Annotated in this window: 18 protein-coding genes; all 18 read left to right on the top strand. The window is 41.3% G+C overall.

The window, feature by feature from the left end; translation table 11 throughout:
- The 18 genes from flhA (at position 1) to dxr (ending at position 16645) form a co-directional block, all read left to right on the top strand.
- On the top strand, positions 1-2031 hold the full coding sequence (flhA, locus tag B5D59_RS09475; protein ID WP_078817741.1) for a flagellar biosynthesis protein FlhA: 2031 nt from the start codon (positions 1-3) through the stop codon (positions 2029-2031).
- Entirely contained in the window at positions 2031-3146 is a 1116-nt protein-coding gene (gene flhF, locus B5D59_RS09470; RefSeq protein WP_009497380.1) for a flagellar biosynthesis GTPase FlhF, read from the top strand. The genes flhA and flhF overlap by 1 nt, the downstream gene beginning before the upstream one ends.
- The gene (locus tag B5D59_RS09465; RefSeq protein ID WP_078817740.1) at positions 3139-4005 is read left to right on the top strand and encodes a MinD/ParA family protein; all 867 of its coding nucleotides are present in this window, start codon (positions 3139-3141) and stop codon (positions 4003-4005) included. Before flhF ends, B5D59_RS09465 begins: the two co-directional genes overlap by 8 nt.
- Positions 3998-5137: a protein-glutamate methylesterase/protein-glutamine glutaminase gene (locus B5D59_RS09460; RefSeq protein WP_078817739.1), complete on the top strand. Its 1140-nt coding sequence runs from the start codon at positions 3998-4000 to the stop codon at positions 5135-5137. Before B5D59_RS09465 ends, B5D59_RS09460 begins: the two co-directional genes overlap by 8 nt.
- A 15-nt stretch (positions 5138-5152) precedes the next feature.
- Positions 5153-7228 carry a chemotaxis protein CheA gene (locus B5D59_RS09455; RefSeq protein WP_078817738.1) on the top strand — a complete coding sequence of 692 codons (2076 nt, stop codon included), beginning with the start codon at positions 5153-5155 and terminating at the stop codon, positions 7226-7228.
- A gap of 18 nt (positions 7229-7246) precedes the next feature.
- Positions 7247-7714, top strand: coding sequence for a chemotaxis protein CheW (locus B5D59_RS09450; RefSeq protein ID WP_009497376.1), 468 nt, complete (start codon positions 7247-7249; stop codon positions 7712-7714).
- Positions 7704-8336: a chemotaxis protein CheC gene (locus B5D59_RS09445; protein WP_009497375.1), complete on the top strand. Its 633-nt coding sequence runs from the start codon at positions 7704-7706 to the stop codon at positions 8334-8336. The genes B5D59_RS09450 and B5D59_RS09445 overlap by 11 nt, the downstream gene beginning before the upstream one ends.
- The gene (locus tag B5D59_RS09440) at positions 8337-8831 is read left to right on the top strand and encodes a chemotaxis protein CheD (RefSeq protein ID WP_009497374.1); all 495 of its coding nucleotides are present in this window, start codon (positions 8337-8339) and stop codon (positions 8829-8831) included. It begins immediately after the preceding gene.
- 122 nt (positions 8832-8953) lie between these two features.
- Positions 8954-9733, top strand: a complete 780-nt coding sequence (locus tag B5D59_RS09435; RefSeq protein ID WP_078817737.1) for a FliA/WhiG family RNA polymerase sigma factor — start codon at positions 8954-8956, stop codon at positions 9731-9733.
- Entirely contained in the window at positions 9730-10029 is a 300-nt protein-coding gene (locus B5D59_RS18465; RefSeq protein WP_009497372.1) for a hypothetical protein, read from the top strand. Before B5D59_RS09435 ends, B5D59_RS18465 begins: the two co-directional genes overlap by 4 nt.
- Positions 10030-10035: 6 nt before the next feature.
- A complete protein-coding gene (locus B5D59_RS09425; RefSeq protein WP_009497371.1) occupies positions 10036-10530 on the top strand; it encodes a helix-turn-helix domain-containing protein in 495 nt (164 codons plus the stop codon).
- A gap of 151 nt (positions 10531-10681) precedes the next feature.
- Entirely contained in the window at positions 10682-11422 is a 741-nt protein-coding gene (gene rpsB / locus B5D59_RS09420; RefSeq protein WP_040758243.1) for a 30S ribosomal protein S2, read from the top strand.
- 90 nt (positions 11423-11512) lie between these two features.
- On the top strand, positions 11513-12400 hold the full coding sequence (gene tsf / locus B5D59_RS09415) for a translation elongation factor Ts (RefSeq protein WP_040758242.1): 888 nt from the start codon (positions 11513-11515) through the stop codon (positions 12398-12400).
- Positions 12401-12480: 80 nt separating this feature from the next.
- Complete coding sequence (pyrH, locus tag B5D59_RS09410; RefSeq protein ID WP_009497368.1) at positions 12481-13206, top strand: UMP kinase; 726 nt, start codon at positions 12481-12483, stop codon at positions 13204-13206.
- Positions 13206-13763 (top strand): ribosome recycling factor, encoded by a 558-nt coding sequence (frr, locus tag B5D59_RS09405; RefSeq protein WP_009497367.1) that lies wholly within the window; start codon positions 13206-13208, stop codon positions 13761-13763. The genes pyrH and frr overlap by 1 nt, the downstream gene beginning before the upstream one ends.
- A gap of 132 nt (positions 13764-13895) precedes the next feature.
- Positions 13896-14687 (top strand): undecaprenyl pyrophosphate synthase, encoded by a 792-nt coding sequence (locus B5D59_RS09400; RefSeq protein ID WP_078817736.1) that lies wholly within the window; start codon positions 13896-13898, stop codon positions 14685-14687.
- On the top strand, positions 14684-15478 hold the full coding sequence (locus B5D59_RS09395; protein WP_009497365.1) for a phosphatidate cytidylyltransferase: 795 nt from the start codon (positions 14684-14686) through the stop codon (positions 15476-15478). Before B5D59_RS09400 ends, B5D59_RS09395 begins: the two co-directional genes overlap by 4 nt.
- A 21-nt stretch (positions 15479-15499) precedes the next feature.
- Positions 15500-16645 (top strand): 1-deoxy-D-xylulose-5-phosphate reductoisomerase, encoded by a 1146-nt coding sequence (gene dxr, locus B5D59_RS09390; RefSeq protein ID WP_009497364.1) that lies wholly within the window; start codon positions 15500-15502, stop codon positions 16643-16645.
- Positions 16646-16660: the final 15 nt, after the last annotated feature.

Here is a 16660-nt window from a genome sequence, read left to right as displayed (position 1 = left end):
ATGCAATTTAAAGATATCGGAGTACTTGCGGCGGTTATTATGATTGTTGCGATGCTCGTCATCCCGTTACCACCTTGGTTATTAAGTTTTTTGATTATCATCAATATCACATTAGGATTATTGGTCCTATTGACTGCAATGAATATGCAGGAAGCGTTACAGTTTTCCATTTTTCCGTCGTTGTTATTGTTATTAACATTGTTCCGACTTGGTCTCAACGTATCTACAACGCGTGCGATTCTTTCTGAAGGTGACGCAGGTGGCGTAGTCGACACGTTCGGTACGTTTGTTACAGGCGGCAATATTGTCGTAGGTCTTGTGGTCTTTGTGATTTTGATTATTATTCAATTTATTGTCATAACGAAAGGTTCTGAACGTGTTTCGGAAGTTGCTGCTCGGTTTACGTTAGACGCGATGCCGGGTAAACAAATGAGTATTGACGCGGATTTGAATGCAGGCATGATTTCAGACACTGAAGCGCGTGCGAGACGTGAAAAAGTTAGTAATGAAGCCGATTTTTATGGTGCGATGGACGGTGCTACGAAATTTGTTAAAGGGGATGCAATTGCTGGGATCATCATCGTTTTAATCAACTTGCTGGTTGGGATGATCATCGGTGTCGTGCAAATGGATTTACCTTTTGCGGAAGCGGCAACTCAATTCTCTCGGTTGACCGTCGGGGACGGGATTGTCTCACAAATTCCGGCTCTCCTCATTTCGACGGCAACAGGTATAGTTGTGACGCGTGCTGCCTCTGAAGGGAATCTAGGAACAGATATTACCAACCAACTTCTAGGACAGCCTAAACTGCTTTATGTAGCAGCAGTAACCGTTCTGTTACTTGGTTTGGCGACACCCATTAATGATATTTTAACGATACCAATTTCTCTTGCGCTAGCGGCAGGTGCCTTTATGATGACTCGTAAATCAGAAGAAGATCCAAACGAGCTGCTGGAGATGGAAGAAGAAGTGGAAACAGAAGGTCTGAAGCGGCCGGAAAACGTAGTGGATTTGCTGAATGTTGATCCAATCGAGTTTGAATTCGGCTACGGTTTAATTCCACTCGTCGATGCTACACAAGGCGGGGATTTGTTGGACCGAGTTGTGATGATCAGAAGACAGTTGGCTATTGAATTAGGGCTGGTTATTCCAGTCGTGCGTATTCGTGACAATATCCAGTTGCAACCAAATGAATATCGAATCAAAATTAAAGGTAATGAAATGGCCAGAGGCGAGTTGTTGCTGGATCATTATTTAGCTATGAGTCCTGGTGGTGAAGATCTGATTGAAGGAATCGATACTGTGGAACCTTCATTTGGTCTTCCTGCGAAATGGATCACAGAAGAAGCGAAAGAAGAAGCTGAGATCATGGGCTATACAGTTGTGGATCCGCCGAGTGTGGTATCTACCCATTTGACCGAAGTGATTCGTGCCAATGCTGCCGACTTGCTTGGACGTCAAGAGACGAAACAACTGGTCGATCATGTGCATGAAACTTATCCTATTTTAGTCGATGAATTGACACCAACACCGTTATCGATTGGAGAAATCCAAAAAGTACTGGCAAAGTTGTTAAGCGAACAAGTATCTGTGCGTAATTTGCCGATTATATTCGAGACGCTTGCTGATTATTCCAAATATACCTCTGACGTAGATGTATTAACTGAATACGTCAGACAATCGCTCGCTAGGCAAATCACCAATCAGTACGTGGTCGGCAGCGAGGCATTAAAAGTATTGACGGTTTCCGGTAAAGTGGAAAAGCTTATTGCAGATAGTATCCAGCAGACAGAACAAGGGAATTTCCTGTCAATCGATCCTGCGCAATCTCAAGCTATTTTAGAACGGATTGCTCAGGAAATAGAGCGAGTCGCTTTGCTCGATCAAGCACCGGTAATTCTATGTTCTCCAGCCATTCGGATGTATTTACGTCAAATTACGGAGCGGTATTTCCCGCAAATACCTGTACTGTCTTATAATGAACTCGAAGCGTCTGTGGAAGTCCAAAGCGTAGGAGTGGTGGATATTTGATGAAGATGAAAAAGTATACAGCCCCTACGATGGTAGAGGCGATGAAAAAAGTACGTGGAGATTTTGGGGATGACGCAGTCATCCTCAGCTCAAATGTTGTAAAGACAAAAGGCTTCCTTGGTTTATTTCAAAAACGCTCAGTGGAAGTAGTGGCGGGTTTTGATCAAACAATAGAAAAACACCCAATTGAGCTGCCTGCACGTCCTGTCGTTCAATCAACAGTTCAGACGAATACGACAGAACAGCTACAAAAAGAAATGCAGGAAATGAAGAACTTGATCAAGGGAATGCAACAAAGCGACCGGACATTGGAAAAGTTTCCAGATGAATTGGTGCCACTATTAATGAAGTTGCAATCACAAGGACTTGCACATGAATACATTGTGGAAGCCGGTGATTTGTTATATGAACGAATGAAAAAAGAGAAAAAAGATTTCACCAATAGCGAACAACTTCAAATAATGAAAGAATGGTTTTCCGCCAAACTGAAAGATGTACCGTTCGGCGGAATTTCTTATACCAAAAAATATATCAATGTGTTAGGACCAACCGGCGTCGGGAAAACAACAACGATCGCAAAAATTGCAGCTCGCGCATTACTTGAGGAAAAAAAGAAGATTGCTTTTATCACGACAGATACATATCGTATCGCGGCGATTGAACAATTACGAACGTATGCTAATCTACTGCAAGCGCCTGTAGAAATTGCTTACAATGAAACAGATTTTCGTGCTGCGATTGAAAAGTTGCAAGACCGCGATTTGATATTCATTGATACGGCAGGTCGTAATTATAAGGAAGCAAAGTTTGTAGAAGATTTGCAGAGCCTCGTAGACTTTTCATTGGATATGGAGACATATCTTGTCCTTTCCACTACATCAAAAGAACAAGATATGGATATCATCATTGACCGATTCAAAAAATTCCCGATTGAAAAATTCATTTTTACAAAAACGGATGAAACAAGTTCTGTTGGATCAATGATCAATTTGATGCTGAAGCACAAAATTGGTACGGCATATTATACAGACGGTCAAGAAGTACCTGAGGATATAATAGAGGCAAACGTGGAAAAGTTATTTTCTCTTTTGTTAGCAGGTGATCAAGATGCATGATCAAGCAGAAGCATTGCGGTTGAAAATGTTAAAAGCCCAAGGCAAAGCAGCTCGATCTGTAGCAATTATTAGTGGGAAAGGCGGCGTAGGGAAATCCAACTTTACCGCCAATTTTTCCTATTCACTTGCACAAAAAGGGAAGAAAGTATTGATAATTGACATGGATATTGGCATGGGCAATATTCATATTTTATTTGGTGCCACACCCAATCACAGTTTGAAGGATTATTTGACAGGCTCTAAAGGGTTGTACGATGTTATTACTCCTCTTGAAGACGGATTGGCTTTTATTGCAGGTGGATCAGGTTTAGAAACGGTGATGGAGTGGTCTGAATCCATGTTCGATCGTTTGATTGATGCGTTTTCCATTCTGCAGTCTGACTATGATGTGATTTTATTTGATATGGGTGCAGGCGCTACAAAAAGTTCACTGGATTTAATTTTGGCGGTAGACGAAATCATTTTAATTTCGACTCCTGAACCGACATCGATCACGGATGCCTATTCAATGATGAAGTTCATTTGCCTGCAAGAAGCCGATAAAACTTTTCATATTGTCAGTAATCGGGTATTGAGAGAAGAAGATGGACGTGATTCCGTGGCTCGGTTGCAGCTGGCCATGCGTAAGTTCTTATCTGCGGAGACAAATATTTTAGGATTTTTACCGGACGATATGAATGTACGTAATGCAGTCGTAGCCCAAACCCCCTTTGTGAAGTTGTATCCGAATGCACAAATTACCAAACGGATGAAAGCTATAACTGAGTCATTTCTACTTGGCAATCAATCTAGTAATTCTATTGAGTCTTCAGGATTCCTTGGCAAATTAAAGAACATTTTTCGGAAAGGGCGTGTCTGATGTGCTTACTGGCAAGAAAAAACGAGTACTTGTCGTAGATGATTCAGCTTTTATGCGGAAATTGATATCAGATATGTTGAACCGACATCCGATGATGGAAGTCATTGGGATAGCCAGGAATGGACAAGATGCCATAGAGAAAGTGAAGGAACTGAAACCGGATGTTGTGACGATGGATATTGAAATGCCTGTGATGAATGGCTTACAGGCACTGAAGGAAATGATGGATCATCATCCAGTACCTGTTGTCATTTTATCGAGTACAACGAAACACAACACCGAAAATGCTGTACTCGCTATTGAGTATGGTGCGGTGGATGTCATTGCCAAACCGGGCGGCGCTATTTCTTTGAATCTTCACGAAATCGAGAGAGAAATAGTAGAAAAAGTTTTTGCTGCCTCTAATGTCCGAATCACATCGTTGACTAGGAAAATAACACCGAAGAAAACTCGCTATACACTACCAGCAGAAAAGAAGGAAGCCCCAGTCAGAATGAATAGTGTCACAGAAATGCCTGCTAATTTAGCAAGTTTTTCTAAAAATAAAGCCCAAACTACCAAAACGTTTGTTATAATAGGCACATCGACAGGGGGGCCTCGAGCCTTACAAGAAGTGATTACACGCCTACCTGCGGATTTTCCTGCACCTATTTTAATTGTTCAGCATATGCCGCCGGGATTCACAAAGTCGCTAGCTGAACGCTTAAATGGATTGAGTGAAATCACTGTGAAAGAAGCTGAAAATGGAGAGTTACTATATAACGGAACAGCATATGTCGCTCCAGGCGGGCTGCATTTAAAGTTTGAAAAAACAGTTGCAGGTTATAGAGTCTTGCTGGACGGCAATGAAGCTCCGCGTTCTGGACATCGCCCAGCAGTCAATGTTTTATTGGAATCAGCCGCCAAGCATCCGGAATTAGAGTATGTTACGGCTATTATGACCGGAATGGGTTTTGATGGGAAAGAAGGCATGGAGTTATTACGCTCTTCGTGCAAGACGGTGACGATAGCGGAATCCAGGAATACCTCAGTAGTTTATGGGATGCCAAAAGCCATAATAGATGCAGGATTGAGCGATGAGATAAAAGATGTTCAACAGATCGCAGAGGCAATAATGGGAAATTTGAAGTGACTAGGGGGCTTTACATTGGATACGAATCAGTATTTGGATATGTTCATCGAAGAAAGTAAAGAACACTTGCAAGCATGTAACGAACAATTGCTTGCTTTAGAAAACAACCCGGACGATCTAGGAATTGTCAATGAAATTTTCAGAGCAGCCCATACATTGAAAGGTATGTCCGCAACTATGGGCTACGAAGATATAGCAGACTTGACACATAAGATGGAAAACGTCTTGGATGCCATCCGTAATTCCAAAATTAGCGTAACAACTGAAATATTGGATGTCGTATTTGAAGCTGCCGATGATTTAGAACTGATGGTGCTCGATATCGAGGCAGGCGGTAATGGGAAAAAAGACGTAAGTGTCTTAGTGGATACTCTAAATCGAATTGAGGCGGGAGAACCGCTTGACTTAGAAGAAAATGCATCAATTGCTGCCACTACGGAAGAGAGTGCAACCGCAGTCGTTACGTCGTCAGGAATTCACTACGATGACTTTGAATTGACGGTGATCTCGCAATCATCGGAACAAGGTTTTAATGCCTACGAAATAACTGTTGAGTTACGTGAGGATTGTCTGCTGAAAGTAGCCCGGGTGTTCATGACATTTGAGATCTTAGAAAAATTCGGCGAAGTAATCAAAACCGTTCCGACTGTAGAGAAGCTTGAAAACGAAGAGTTCGATCAAAACTTTACAATTGTCTTATTGACTCATGAAGATGCGGACGACTTGAAAGCTAAAATTATGAAGGTTTCAGAAATCGAAGAAGTTCGTATTAAGCATATTACAGATGAATATATCAAGAAATATAAACAAATCGAATTTGAACAGCATGATGAGCAACCGCAAGAAAAACCAAATATCGCAGACACCCTTCCTGCGGCAACAGAGAAAGCAAAAGCTGCGCCAAAGGAAGCTACTCAAGTCAAGAAGACGAATCACGCCTCTTCAAATAAGACTATCCGAGTAAACATCGATCGTTTAGACATCTTAATGAACTTATTTGAAGAACTCGTCATTGATCGGGGGCGCCTTCAATCGATTGCAAGTGAGTTGCATAACCCCGAATTGAATGAATCAGTGGAAAGAATGACGAGAGTTTCAGGCGACCTACAAAATATTATATTAAATATGCGGATGGTTCCTGTGGAGACAGTTTTCAATCGGTTCCCTAAAATGGTTCGTACGTTGGCACGTGATTTAAACAAGAAAATAAATTTAGAAATCATCGGTGCAGAAACTGAACTCGATCGGACAGTTATCGATGAAATCGGCGATCCGCTCGTCCACTTAATTCGAAATGCGCTAGATCATGGCATTGAGAGTCCTGAGGAGCGTATTGCGAAAGGTAAGCCGGAAGAAGGCACTGTTACGCTGAGGGCTTATCATTCAGGGAACCATGTATTTATTGAACTGGAAGATGATGGTGCCGGAGTGAATCGTGAGCGCGTATTAGGCAAAGCGATCGAGCGAGGAATTGTAAGTGAAGAAATCGCGCCTACTTTATCCGACCGACAAGTAGCAGAACTGATTCTGGCATCTGGTTTCTCAACTGCTGCAGCGATTACAGACGTCTCGGGACGCGGAGTTGGTTTGGATGTTGTGAAAAGCACAATCGAGTCACTTGGCGGCCATATTTCGATTGATTCCAAAGAAGGTAAAGGCTCGTTATTCCAAGTTCAATTACCGCTAACACTATCAATCATTTCCGTAATGCTAGTGGAATTAGATCAAGAGATATATGCAATCCCTCTCTCTTCAATCATTGAAACGGCAATCGTTCAAAAATCAGATATTTTGAACGCTCACAATCAGCCAGTCATTGATTTCAGAGGAACTATCGTGCCATTGGTGGATTTAAAAGAGATTTTTGAAATGGAAAATCGTCGCGAAGAGGAAGATTTCCAATCCATCGTAATTGTGCGCAAAGGAGAAAGTCTAGCAGGCTTGGTCGTAGATTCATTTATCGGGCAACAAGAAATTGTTTTGAAATCGCTTGGAAACTACTTGCAGAGTGTTTTTGCAATATCAGGCGCCACCATACTCGGAAACGGCCAAGTGGCATTAATTGTCGACTGTAATGCACTGATTAAATAAATCGAGGTGACTAGAAGCATGGCAAAAGCTGTTGAAGTAAGTGATATGAAAGTAATTGTCTTCCAACTGATGAATAAGGAATATGCGATTGGTTTGGATGTGGTGGAATCAATTGAGAAATCTTTATCCATTACACGGGTACCTAGAATGCCTTCATATGTTAAAGGTGTGTTGAATTTGCGAGGTGTCGTGACGCCAGTAGTAGATTTACGTGAACGCTTTGATATGGAACCAAAAGAATTTGATGAATCAAGCTGCATTATTATCGTTTCACATGCTGATTCGGAAGTTGGTTTAATCGTGGACGACGCCAATGATGTCATGGACGTACCTACAAGCGTGATTGGACCTCAGCCGGAAGTAGTCGGTTCTGTAGAATCAGAATTCATTTCTGGGGTGGCTAAAGTGGATAAACGTCTGCTCGTCATGTTGAATTTAGAAAAAGTGCTTCAACCGATCAAAAAGGCGAATGCAGATGAACTCTGACAATGAAATTACTGAAATGCATCTCGATGTGTTAAAAGAAATCGGCAACATAGGGGCAGCTCATGCAGCGACATCTTTGTCTCAGCTGCTAGGGCATAAGATTGATATGCGGGTCCCAAATGTAGAGTTGGTTTCCTTTGATGAAATGTTCGAACTTGCAGGAGGCACTGAAAAGATTGTTGCTGGGATTTTCTTGCGAATTGAAGGAGATTTGACTGGCAGTATGTTCTTCGTGTTGACGATTGAATCCGCTACAGAGTTTATTCGTAAATTGATCGGCGATCCAACATTTGTGTTTTCCCAAGTAGAAGATTTAGGTTTAGGTGCTTCTGCATTGCAAGAATTAGGTAATATTCTTTCAGGTTCTTATTTATCTGCACTTTCCGATTTCACCTCTTTGAATATTTATCCAACCGTACCTTCTTTAAGTGTGGATATGGTAGGTGCGATCGTCAGTTTTGGGCTGATTGAAGTATCTCAGTACAGCGATGAAGTCATTGTCATCGAAACTGAAATTTTGCAAGAAGGGGAACAAGGTATTTCGAGTTTAGCGGGACATTTTTTCTTATTACCAGACCCACCCTCGTATCGCACGATTTTCAGTTCTTTAGGTGTTTTGTAAATGCTGAATACAAAAACAGTAGTACGTGTCGGGATTGCGGATATGAATATAGCCAAAACACCCCAGACAATCCGTACGTCCGGTCTGGGCTCGTGTGTAGGCGTAGTGTTATACGATAAAACAAAGCAAATTGCAGGCATGGTCCACGTCATGTTGCCTGATAGCCAATTAGGAAAATCCACAAAAATAAACGCCGCTAAATTTGCGGATACCGGGATTTACGCCATGATGGAAATGTTAAAAGCCAAAGGAGTTCGGCCATTTAGTCTGAAGGCGAAAATTGCTGGCGGCGCACAAATGTTCCAATTTGGTTCCAATGACACGATCAGAATCGGTCCAAGGAATGTAGAAGCGGTAAAAGCAGAATTGAAAAGACTTTCCATTCCTATTGTGTCAGAAGATACCGGGGGATCGAGCGGACGAACGATTGAATTTGATCCGGAGACTTGTATTCTCCATATACGTACCGTTAACGCGGGTACGCAGGAAATCTAAGCGTTCAATGTAAAACAGAGGCGGCTATTTCATTAGTCGCCTTTCTTTATGGAGATTTGCTATACTACTAGATAAGAGATAAAAGTAGACAGACGGTAGCTGACAGGAAAGGCGTGAATTCGATGACAAAGCAAGAAACGACTGAACGGCATCAGTGGAAGTTATGGCTCGAAGACCGTGATCCTGATGCAGGTGACGCACTAGTCCAACTATACACACCATTAGTGAACTATCACGTTCAACGAATTAGTGCGGGGTTGCCGAAAAATGTCTCGCGAGATGAAATTAAATCTCTAGGCTATCAAGGCCTGTTTGATGCTTTAACAAAATTTGACCCGACCCGAGATTTGAAATTCGATACGTATGCATCCTTTCGTATCCGAGGAACAATTATAGATGGCTTGCGTAAAGAAGACTGGCTATCGCGTTCTTCCAGAGAAAAGTCGAAAAAGTTGGATGAGGAGATCAGCAAACTCGAACAATCTTATTTACGGTCCGTGACGCCTGAAGAAGTCGCAGATCATCTTGGCGTGACAGCGGATGAAGTTTACCAGACTGTTCATGAACAGTATTTTGCTAACGTTTTGTCGATTGATGAAAAGATGAACGATGACGACGAGCAGAATGACCAAACGTTTGTCTTACGGGATGATCACATAAAAACACCAGAACAGTTAGCTGTCAAAGAAGAATTAATTAGTGATCTGATGATAAAAATTAAAGAGTTGAATGAAAATGAACAGCTTGTTTTAAGTTTATTTTATCAAGAAGATATGACACTAACGGAAATAGGTGAAATTTTAAGTTTATCAACTTCTAGAATTTCTCAGATTCATTCGAAAGCTTTGTTTAAATTGCGTTCATTGTTGGCAGCTGAGATTACGGATGGAGGGATTTTATGAGCTTGAAAAGTATCGAATTGCAAATTGCCATACCTAAAACGTTTGAAGCAGGTAAAATTGCTGAGCAAAAACAGCAACAATCACAAATTGCACAGCAACATGCCAATACGTCGATGGAAAAACAAGTGATTAAAAACCAAGAAACTGTCCTTGAATCCGATCCATATGCCAAGCTGGATGCTGACGACTCCCAACCTGATGAGCAATCTGAACAGCAGAAGAGAGAAAAACAGGAGAAAGCGGAACAGCGAGTTAAACATCCTTTTAAGGGCTCGTTTTTCGATTATAATGGGTGACATATCATGGGAATCGTAGTAGCTATTTTATTTATTTTACAAATCATTAGTTTTATGATTATGACCTTACTGTATATGAAAGTCTCCAAATTCAATAACTTGGAGAAAAAACAGCAAAAACTTATGCACGAGATGGATCAGTCTATCATGGCTTATTTGGCAGAAATCAAAGAAGAAAATGATCGGTTGATTGAACAGTTGAATAAAAGACCGGTGAATAAACCGTCATCTAAGGTTGCTTTTCCACAGACTCATTCACAGAACGAAGAAACTGCTGCTGAACCAGAAAAAGTTCAGCAAAAATCACATCCAGTCCCTGTTCAATTCGCATTGCGTTCGTATCAGAAGAATGCTGCCACGACAGATTCTTTAGAAATGGCTCCATTAAGTGATCGGGACAAGGCGAAACAGCTTCTTGCAGAAGGTAAGTCGGTACAGGAAATTGCAAAGGAGCTTGGAAAAGGTCAGACTGAGATCGAATTATTATTGAAATTTGGCTAAAACAATTGGCTTCTGTTGCAAAAGGTTTATATCTGTGTTATTTTAGTAGATGGTATTACTACACACGTGTGCGGAAGAAAGAGTTGGTGCCATTATGGTCGCTTTTTCGCAGGAAGTACACGGAGGACAAAAACCAATAGGAGGAATTACCATGTCAGTAATCTCAATGAAGCAATTACTAGAAGCAGGTGTTCATTTCGGACACCAAACACGCCGCTGGAACCCGAAAATGAAGAAATACATTTTTGTGGAGCGTAACGGCATTTACATCATCGATCTACAAAAGACGGTGAAAAAATTAGAGGAAGCTTACAACTTCATGCGCCAAGTCGGTGCTGATGGAGGAAAAGTCCTTTTCGTAGGTACGAAGAAACAAGCACAAGAAGCGATCAAAGAAGAAGCAGAACGTGCAGGAATGTACTACATCAACCAACGTTGGTTGGGTGGAACATTAACAAACTTTGGTACAATTCAAAAGCGTGTAGCACGCATGAAAGCTATTGAGAAAATGGAAGAAGACGGCACATTCGACGTACTTCCTAAGAAAGAAGTTTCTCAATTAAATAAAGAACATGATCGTCTGGTGAAATTCCTAGGCGGTATCCGTGATATGAAAGGATTGCCAGATGTAATTTTCATCGTGGATCCACGTAAAGAGCGTATCGCGGTAGCTGAAGCAATCAAATTGAATATTCCACTCGTTGGAATCGTAGATACTAACTGTGATCCGGACGAAATCGACTATGTCATCCCGGCGAACGACGATGCAATCCGCGCAGTACGTTTACTTACAAGCAAAATGGCAGATGCTTTGATTGAATCCCGTCAAGGTGAAGACGATGAAGCGACTGCTGAAACAGCGAACGAAACAGAAACTGTAGCTGCAGACTAATGTAAATGATGAGACGATAAGCGGCGTACCCCTTATCGTCTTTTTTTAAAGTAATATTTGTAAATGAATTTTATTAGGAGGAATTCTCAAATGGCAACAATTACAGCCCAAATGGTTAAAGAACTTCGTGAAAAAACAGGCGCAGGTATGATGGACTGCAAAAAAGCACTAAGTGAAGTTAATGGCGATATGGAAGCAGCTATCGATTTCTTGCGTGAAAAAGGTCTTTCAAGCGCAGCGAAGAAAGCAGATCGTATTGCTGCTGAAGGTGTAGCGAATATTTTAGTTCAAGGTAACGAAGCAGTAATCCTTGAAGTGAACGCTGAAACAGATTTCGTAGCGAAAAACGAAGGATTCCAACAATTAGTTAAAGAACTTTCTGAATTCTTGCTTGCAACTAAGCCGGCAACAGTTGAAGAAGCGAATGAAGCTAAAATGGACAGCGGTTTGACGGTATCTCAACATATCTCTAATGCAGTAGCTAAAATCGGAGAGAAAATCACTCTTCGTCGTTTTGAAATTCGTACAAAAACAGATGCAGATGCATTCGGACCTTACTTGCATATGGGCGGACGCATTGCGGTTCTAACTGTTCTTGAAGGATCAACAGATTCGGACGCAGCGAAAGATGTAGCGATGCACATTGCAGCGATGAATCCTAAATACATTTCACGCGATCAAGTGTCTGAAGAAGAAGTAGAGCATGAGCGTAAAGTATTGACTGAACAAGCGTTGAATGAAGGTAAGCCTGAAAACATCGTAGCGAAAATGGTTGAAGGCCGCCTTGGAAAATACTTCGAGGAAATTTGTGTGCTAGACCAAGCTTTCGTTAAGAACTCTGATCAGAAAGTCCGCGATTTCGTTAAATCAACAGGCGGAACATTAGTCGAGTTTATTCGTTATGAAGTGGGCGAAGGTATTGAGAAGCGTGAAGATAACTTTGCTGACGAAGTAATGAGCCAAGTTAAAGGAAACTAAGTCTAAAACCAATCGTACAGAGGGGCACATCCATTATGTGTTCCTCTTTTTTGAGAATAGGGAATTGCAGGAGGGTCTAAATGAGTAATCCAAGATATAAACGGATCGTGTTAAAGTTAAGTGGAGAAGCATTAGCAGGAGAACAAGGGTATGGTTTGTCTCCGGAAGTTGTAAAATCAGTTGCCAGTCAGGTAAAAGAAGTCGTGGGACTAGGCGTAGAAGTTGCTGTAGTTGTGGGCGGAGGTAACATATGGAGAGGTAAAGTCGGAAGTGAGATGGGTATGGACCGTACGACTGCCGACTATATGGGGATGCTGGCTACGGTAATGAACTCTCTAGCATTGCAAGATGCTCTTGAAAAGCTTGGACCTGAAACGCGCGTAATGTCCTCCATTGACATGAGACAAGTGGCAGAACCTTACATACGCCGAAAAGCTATCCGTCATTTGGAGAAAAACCGTGTTGTTATTTTTGCTGCCGGAACAGGAAATCCGTATTTTTCTACTGATACGACAGCCGCTTTACGTGCTGCAGAAATTGAAGCAGATGTTATTTTAATGGCGAAAAATAATGTAGATGGTGTGTACTCAGCAGATCCAATGAAAGATGCTAATGCGACAAAATATTTAGAGCTATCCTACTTAGAAGTGATCAGTCAAGGTCTGGAAGTTATGGACTCAACAGCTTCAACCTTATGTATGGACAATGATATACCGCTCGTAGTATTCTCAATTATGGAAAATGGTAACATTAAAAAAGCCGTGCTTGGAGAAGACATTGGTACGGTGGTCAGGAGGAATAAATAATGACAAAAGAAATTATGAATCAAACGAGTGAACGTATGGAAAAAGCACATAGTGCGTATACAAGACAATTGGCATCGATCCGAGCTGGAAGAGCCAATGCTAGTTTATTGGACAGAATTTCTGTCATCTATTATGGTGCACCGACGCCTCTAAACCAAATGGCTGGGATTTCAGTACCTGAACCACGCCTTATTGTTGTTCAGCCATACGATAAAACGACGATTGGTGAAATTGAAAAAGCAATTATGAAATCTGATATCGGTATCACACCATCAAACGATGGATCAGTGATTCGTTTAGCTGTTCCCGCGTTAACAGAAGAGCGCCGTAAAGAGCTTGTGAAAGAAGTTAAGCGTGAAGCAGAAGACGCAAAAGTAGCTATTCGTAATGTCCGTCGTGATAGTAATGAAGAACTGAAGAAGATTGAAAAAGACGGAGAAATCACAGAAGATGAGTTACGTCGTTACAATGATCAAGTACAGAAAATGACGGATGACTTCATCGAGAAAATCGATCAGACTGCAAAAGATAAAGAAAACGAGATTTTAGAAATTTAAGTATAGAACTTTCTATAAGGAGGAGCGTCCTACTTTTAGGACGCTCTTTTCTGTCTTTTGCATGCTATTTACTATGCAATTTGGTAGGATAGGCTGTAGGAGTATCCGAAAAGAGCCAAGTGGAGGAACGCTATGCTTAGAAAACTAATGCGAAAAAAAACGGCAAACATTCAGTTATTGGATGAACGAATCGACGCCGTAAAAAAAAGACAGATTCCTCTCCATGTCGCAATCATCATGGATGGAAATGGAAGATGGGCGAAGCAAAGGAAAATGCCACGAATTGCTGGTCATCATGAAGGGATGAAAACTGTCCGTCAAATTACCAATTTCGCAAATGAACTGGGTGTTAAAACTCTGACTCTCTATGCATTTTCTACCGAAAATTGGAAACGACCTAAAATTGAAATCGACTTCTTGATGAATCTTCCCGGCGAATTCCTTAATACATATTTACCTGAGTTAATGGAAAAAGGAATAAAGGTAGAAATGATCGGAAATATGGATGCACTTCCTGGACATACTAGAAAAGCCATCACAAAAGCGATCGAAATAACGAAGGATAATAAAGGACTTATATTGAATTTTGCCATGAATTACGGTAGTAGATTAGAATTGGTTCATGTTATGAAGCAGCTTGCACAAGAAGTAACAGACGGCACATTACAAACGGATGATATAGATGAAAATCTAATCAACTCCAGATTAATGACAGCTCACTTACCTGAACCGGATTTATTAATCCGCACGAGCGGAGAAGTTCGTCTGTCCAATTTCATGTTATGGCAACTTGCATATGCAGAATTTATCTTTACTGATGTGCTGTGGCCAGATTTTAATGAAGAAAGTTTGTTACAAGCGATTGAAGAGTTCCAACATCGAGATCGTCGATTTGGAAGCTTGGAAGGAGATCAGAAGGGATGAAACAAAGAATCATAACTGCAATCGTAGCACTTGCATTTTTTGTCCCAGTCGTCGTAATGGGAGGATTGCCTTTTATTATTGCGATCTATGCAATTTCTACGATTGGTTTATATGAGTTACTTCGCATGCGGAATATGTCCATTTTCTCGGTTCGTGGCTTTCTAGCATGGTTGCTATTACTCGTCATCTTATTGCCTTCCAAATGGACTGAACAAGTGGAAGGCTATCTTCGTTTAGAGAAGTTGGAAATGGTATACGTATTGGTATTATTGCTGTTGGTCTACACGGTGCTAGTGAAAAACCGTTCAACTTTTGAAGACGTCGCATTTTCTGCAATGAGTGCTTTATATGTAGGGATTGGTTTTTATTATTTAATCGAAACGCGTTTATTTGGTTTGGAGTACATCGGTTATGCGTTGTTGATCATCTGGTCGACTGATTCCGGCGCATATTTTGTCGGGCGCAAACTTGGTAAACGTAAACTGTGGCCGGAAATCTCTCCGAACAAAACGATTGAAGGATTTATCGGCGGAATTATATGTGCGGTTCTCTTAACACTTATCTACAATCTATTTTATCCTATCGCAAATTCCTACGTGACGTTCATTCTAATTACCGTTGTGGCATCTATTGTAGGTCAGATTGGGGACTTGGTAGAATCGGCATTGAAACGATATTATGATGTGAAGGATTCAGGTACTCTATTACCTGGACATGGCGGAATTATGGATCGATTTGACAGTTTGCTGTTCGTCTTGCCATTACTTCATTTTGTTCAGTTCGTAGGTTAATGGAAAGGAAGTTAGAGAAATATGAAGAAAATCAATTTGCTCGGGGCGACTGGTTCGATCGGTACCCAAACACTCGATATTATTGGAGCCAATCCAGAGTTGTTCACATTGGTTTCAATGTCTGCAGGAAAGAACATGGACAAAGTGAGAGAAATTATTGCACAGTTCAAACCAAAGTTGGTATCGGTGTTAGAGCAAACAGATGCAGAGCGTTTACAAGCTGAATTTCCCGATGTAAAGATCGTTTTCGGTGAAGACGGTTTAATCGAGGCAGCAGTAGGTTTTGAAGCGGATGTATTGCTGAACTCTGTAATTGGCAGTGTTGGGCTTAAACCCACACTCGCTGCAATTGAAGCAGGTATGACAATCGCGATTGCCAATAAAGAAACATTGGTTGCTGCAGGGGATCTGGTCGTACAGGCAGCTAAACGCCATAATGTACCTTTGGTGCCTGTAGATAGTGAACACTCTGCATTATTTCAAGCATTGAATGGAGAAAATCCAAAACGTATTACTAAATTGATACTAACCGCTTCTGGCGGCAGTTTCCGAGACTCTACTAGAGATCAACTTCAAAATGTGACGGTTGAGCAAGCTTTGGCACATCCTAACTGGTCGATGGGGAATAAATTGACGATTGATTCCGCAACAATGATGAATAAAGGATTAGAAGTGATCGAAGCGCATCACCTATTTGCAATGCCGTATGATCAGATCGAGTGTTTACTGCATAAGGAAAGCATTATCCACTCGATGGTGGAGTTTGAAGATACGAGTGTCATGGCCCAACTCGGCTCACCAGATATGCGTGTGCCGATTCAATATGCATTGACCTATCCGGACCGTATTCCGATGGCGAATGCAAAGCGTCTTCGATTAGATGAAATCGGTAAACTTCATTTTGAAAAAATGGATTATGAGAGATTTAAGGCCCTTGCTTTTGCATATGATGCAGGTAGGGAGGGGGGCACTATGCCGACAGCGATGAATGCGGCAAACGAAGTGGCTGTTCAGTTGTTCATGGAGGGACATATCTCCTTCATGCAAATCGAAGACATCATTGAACAAATGATGGAACAACATGAGACGATAAAAGAGCCGAATTTAGAAGAGATTTTGGAGACAGATCGCATTACTCGAAAAAAAGTGTATGGTATAGTAAAGTAACGAGATTAATTTTAG

The sequence above is a fragment of the Sporosarcina newyorkensis genome (genome assembly GCF_900167515.1).
GTDB classification, from domain to species: domain Bacteria; phylum Bacillota; class Bacilli; order Bacillales_A; family Planococcaceae; genus Sporosarcina; species Sporosarcina newyorkensis.
Note: the sequence above shows the minus strand (reverse complement) of the source record. Positions and strands in the feature narration are given on the sequence as shown.

Bases quoted from the DNA above. Each gene is read 5' to 3' on its own strand.
- pyrH (WP_009497368.1), top strand. From the start codon at position 12,481: ATGAGTAATCCAAGATATAAACGGATCGTGTTAAAGTTAAGTGGAGAA.
- tsf (WP_040758242.1), top strand. From the start codon at position 11,513: ATGGCAACAATTACAGCCCAAATGGTTAAAGAACTTCGTGAAAAAACA.
- B5D59_RS09425 (WP_009497371.1), top strand. From the start codon at position 10,036: ATGGGAATCGTAGTAGCTATTTTATTTATTTTACAAATCATTAGTTTT.
- rpsB (WP_040758243.1), top strand. From the start codon at position 10,682: ATGTCAGTAATCTCAATGAAGCAATTACTAGAAGCAGGTGTTCATTTC.
- B5D59_RS09440 (WP_009497374.1), top strand. From the start codon at position 8,337: ATGCTGAATACAAAAACAGTAGTACGTGTCGGGATTGCGGATATGAAT.
- dxr (WP_009497364.1), top strand. From the start codon at position 15,500: ATGAAGAAAATCAATTTGCTCGGGGCGACTGGTTCGATCGGTACCCAA.
- B5D59_RS09465 (WP_078817740.1), top strand. From the start codon at position 3,139: ATGCATGATCAAGCAGAAGCATTGCGGTTGAAAATGTTAAAAGCCCAA.
- B5D59_RS09445 (WP_009497375.1), top strand. From the start codon at position 7,704: ATGAACTCTGACAATGAAATTACTGAAATGCATCTCGATGTGTTAAAA.
- frr (WP_009497367.1), top strand. From the start codon at position 13,206: ATGACAAAAGAAATTATGAATCAAACGAGTGAACGTATGGAAAAAGCA.
- flhF (WP_009497380.1), top strand. From the start codon at position 2,031: ATGAAGATGAAAAAGTATACAGCCCCTACGATGGTAGAGGCGATGAAA.
- B5D59_RS18465 (WP_009497372.1), top strand. From the start codon at position 9,730: ATGAGCTTGAAAAGTATCGAATTGCAAATTGCCATACCTAAAACGTTT.
- B5D59_RS09395 (WP_009497365.1), top strand. From the start codon at position 14,684: ATGAAACAAAGAATCATAACTGCAATCGTAGCACTTGCATTTTTTGTC.
- flhA (WP_078817741.1), top strand. From the start codon at position 1: ATGCAATTTAAAGATATCGGAGTACTTGCGGCGGTTATTATGATTGTT.
- B5D59_RS09435 (WP_078817737.1), top strand. From the start codon at position 8,954: ATGACAAAGCAAGAAACGACTGAACGGCATCAGTGGAAGTTATGGCTC.
- B5D59_RS09450 (WP_009497376.1), top strand. From the start codon at position 7,247: ATGGCAAAAGCTGTTGAAGTAAGTGATATGAAAGTAATTGTCTTCCAA.
- B5D59_RS09400 (WP_078817736.1), top strand. From the start codon at position 13,896: ATGCTTAGAAAACTAATGCGAAAAAAAACGGCAAACATTCAGTTATTG.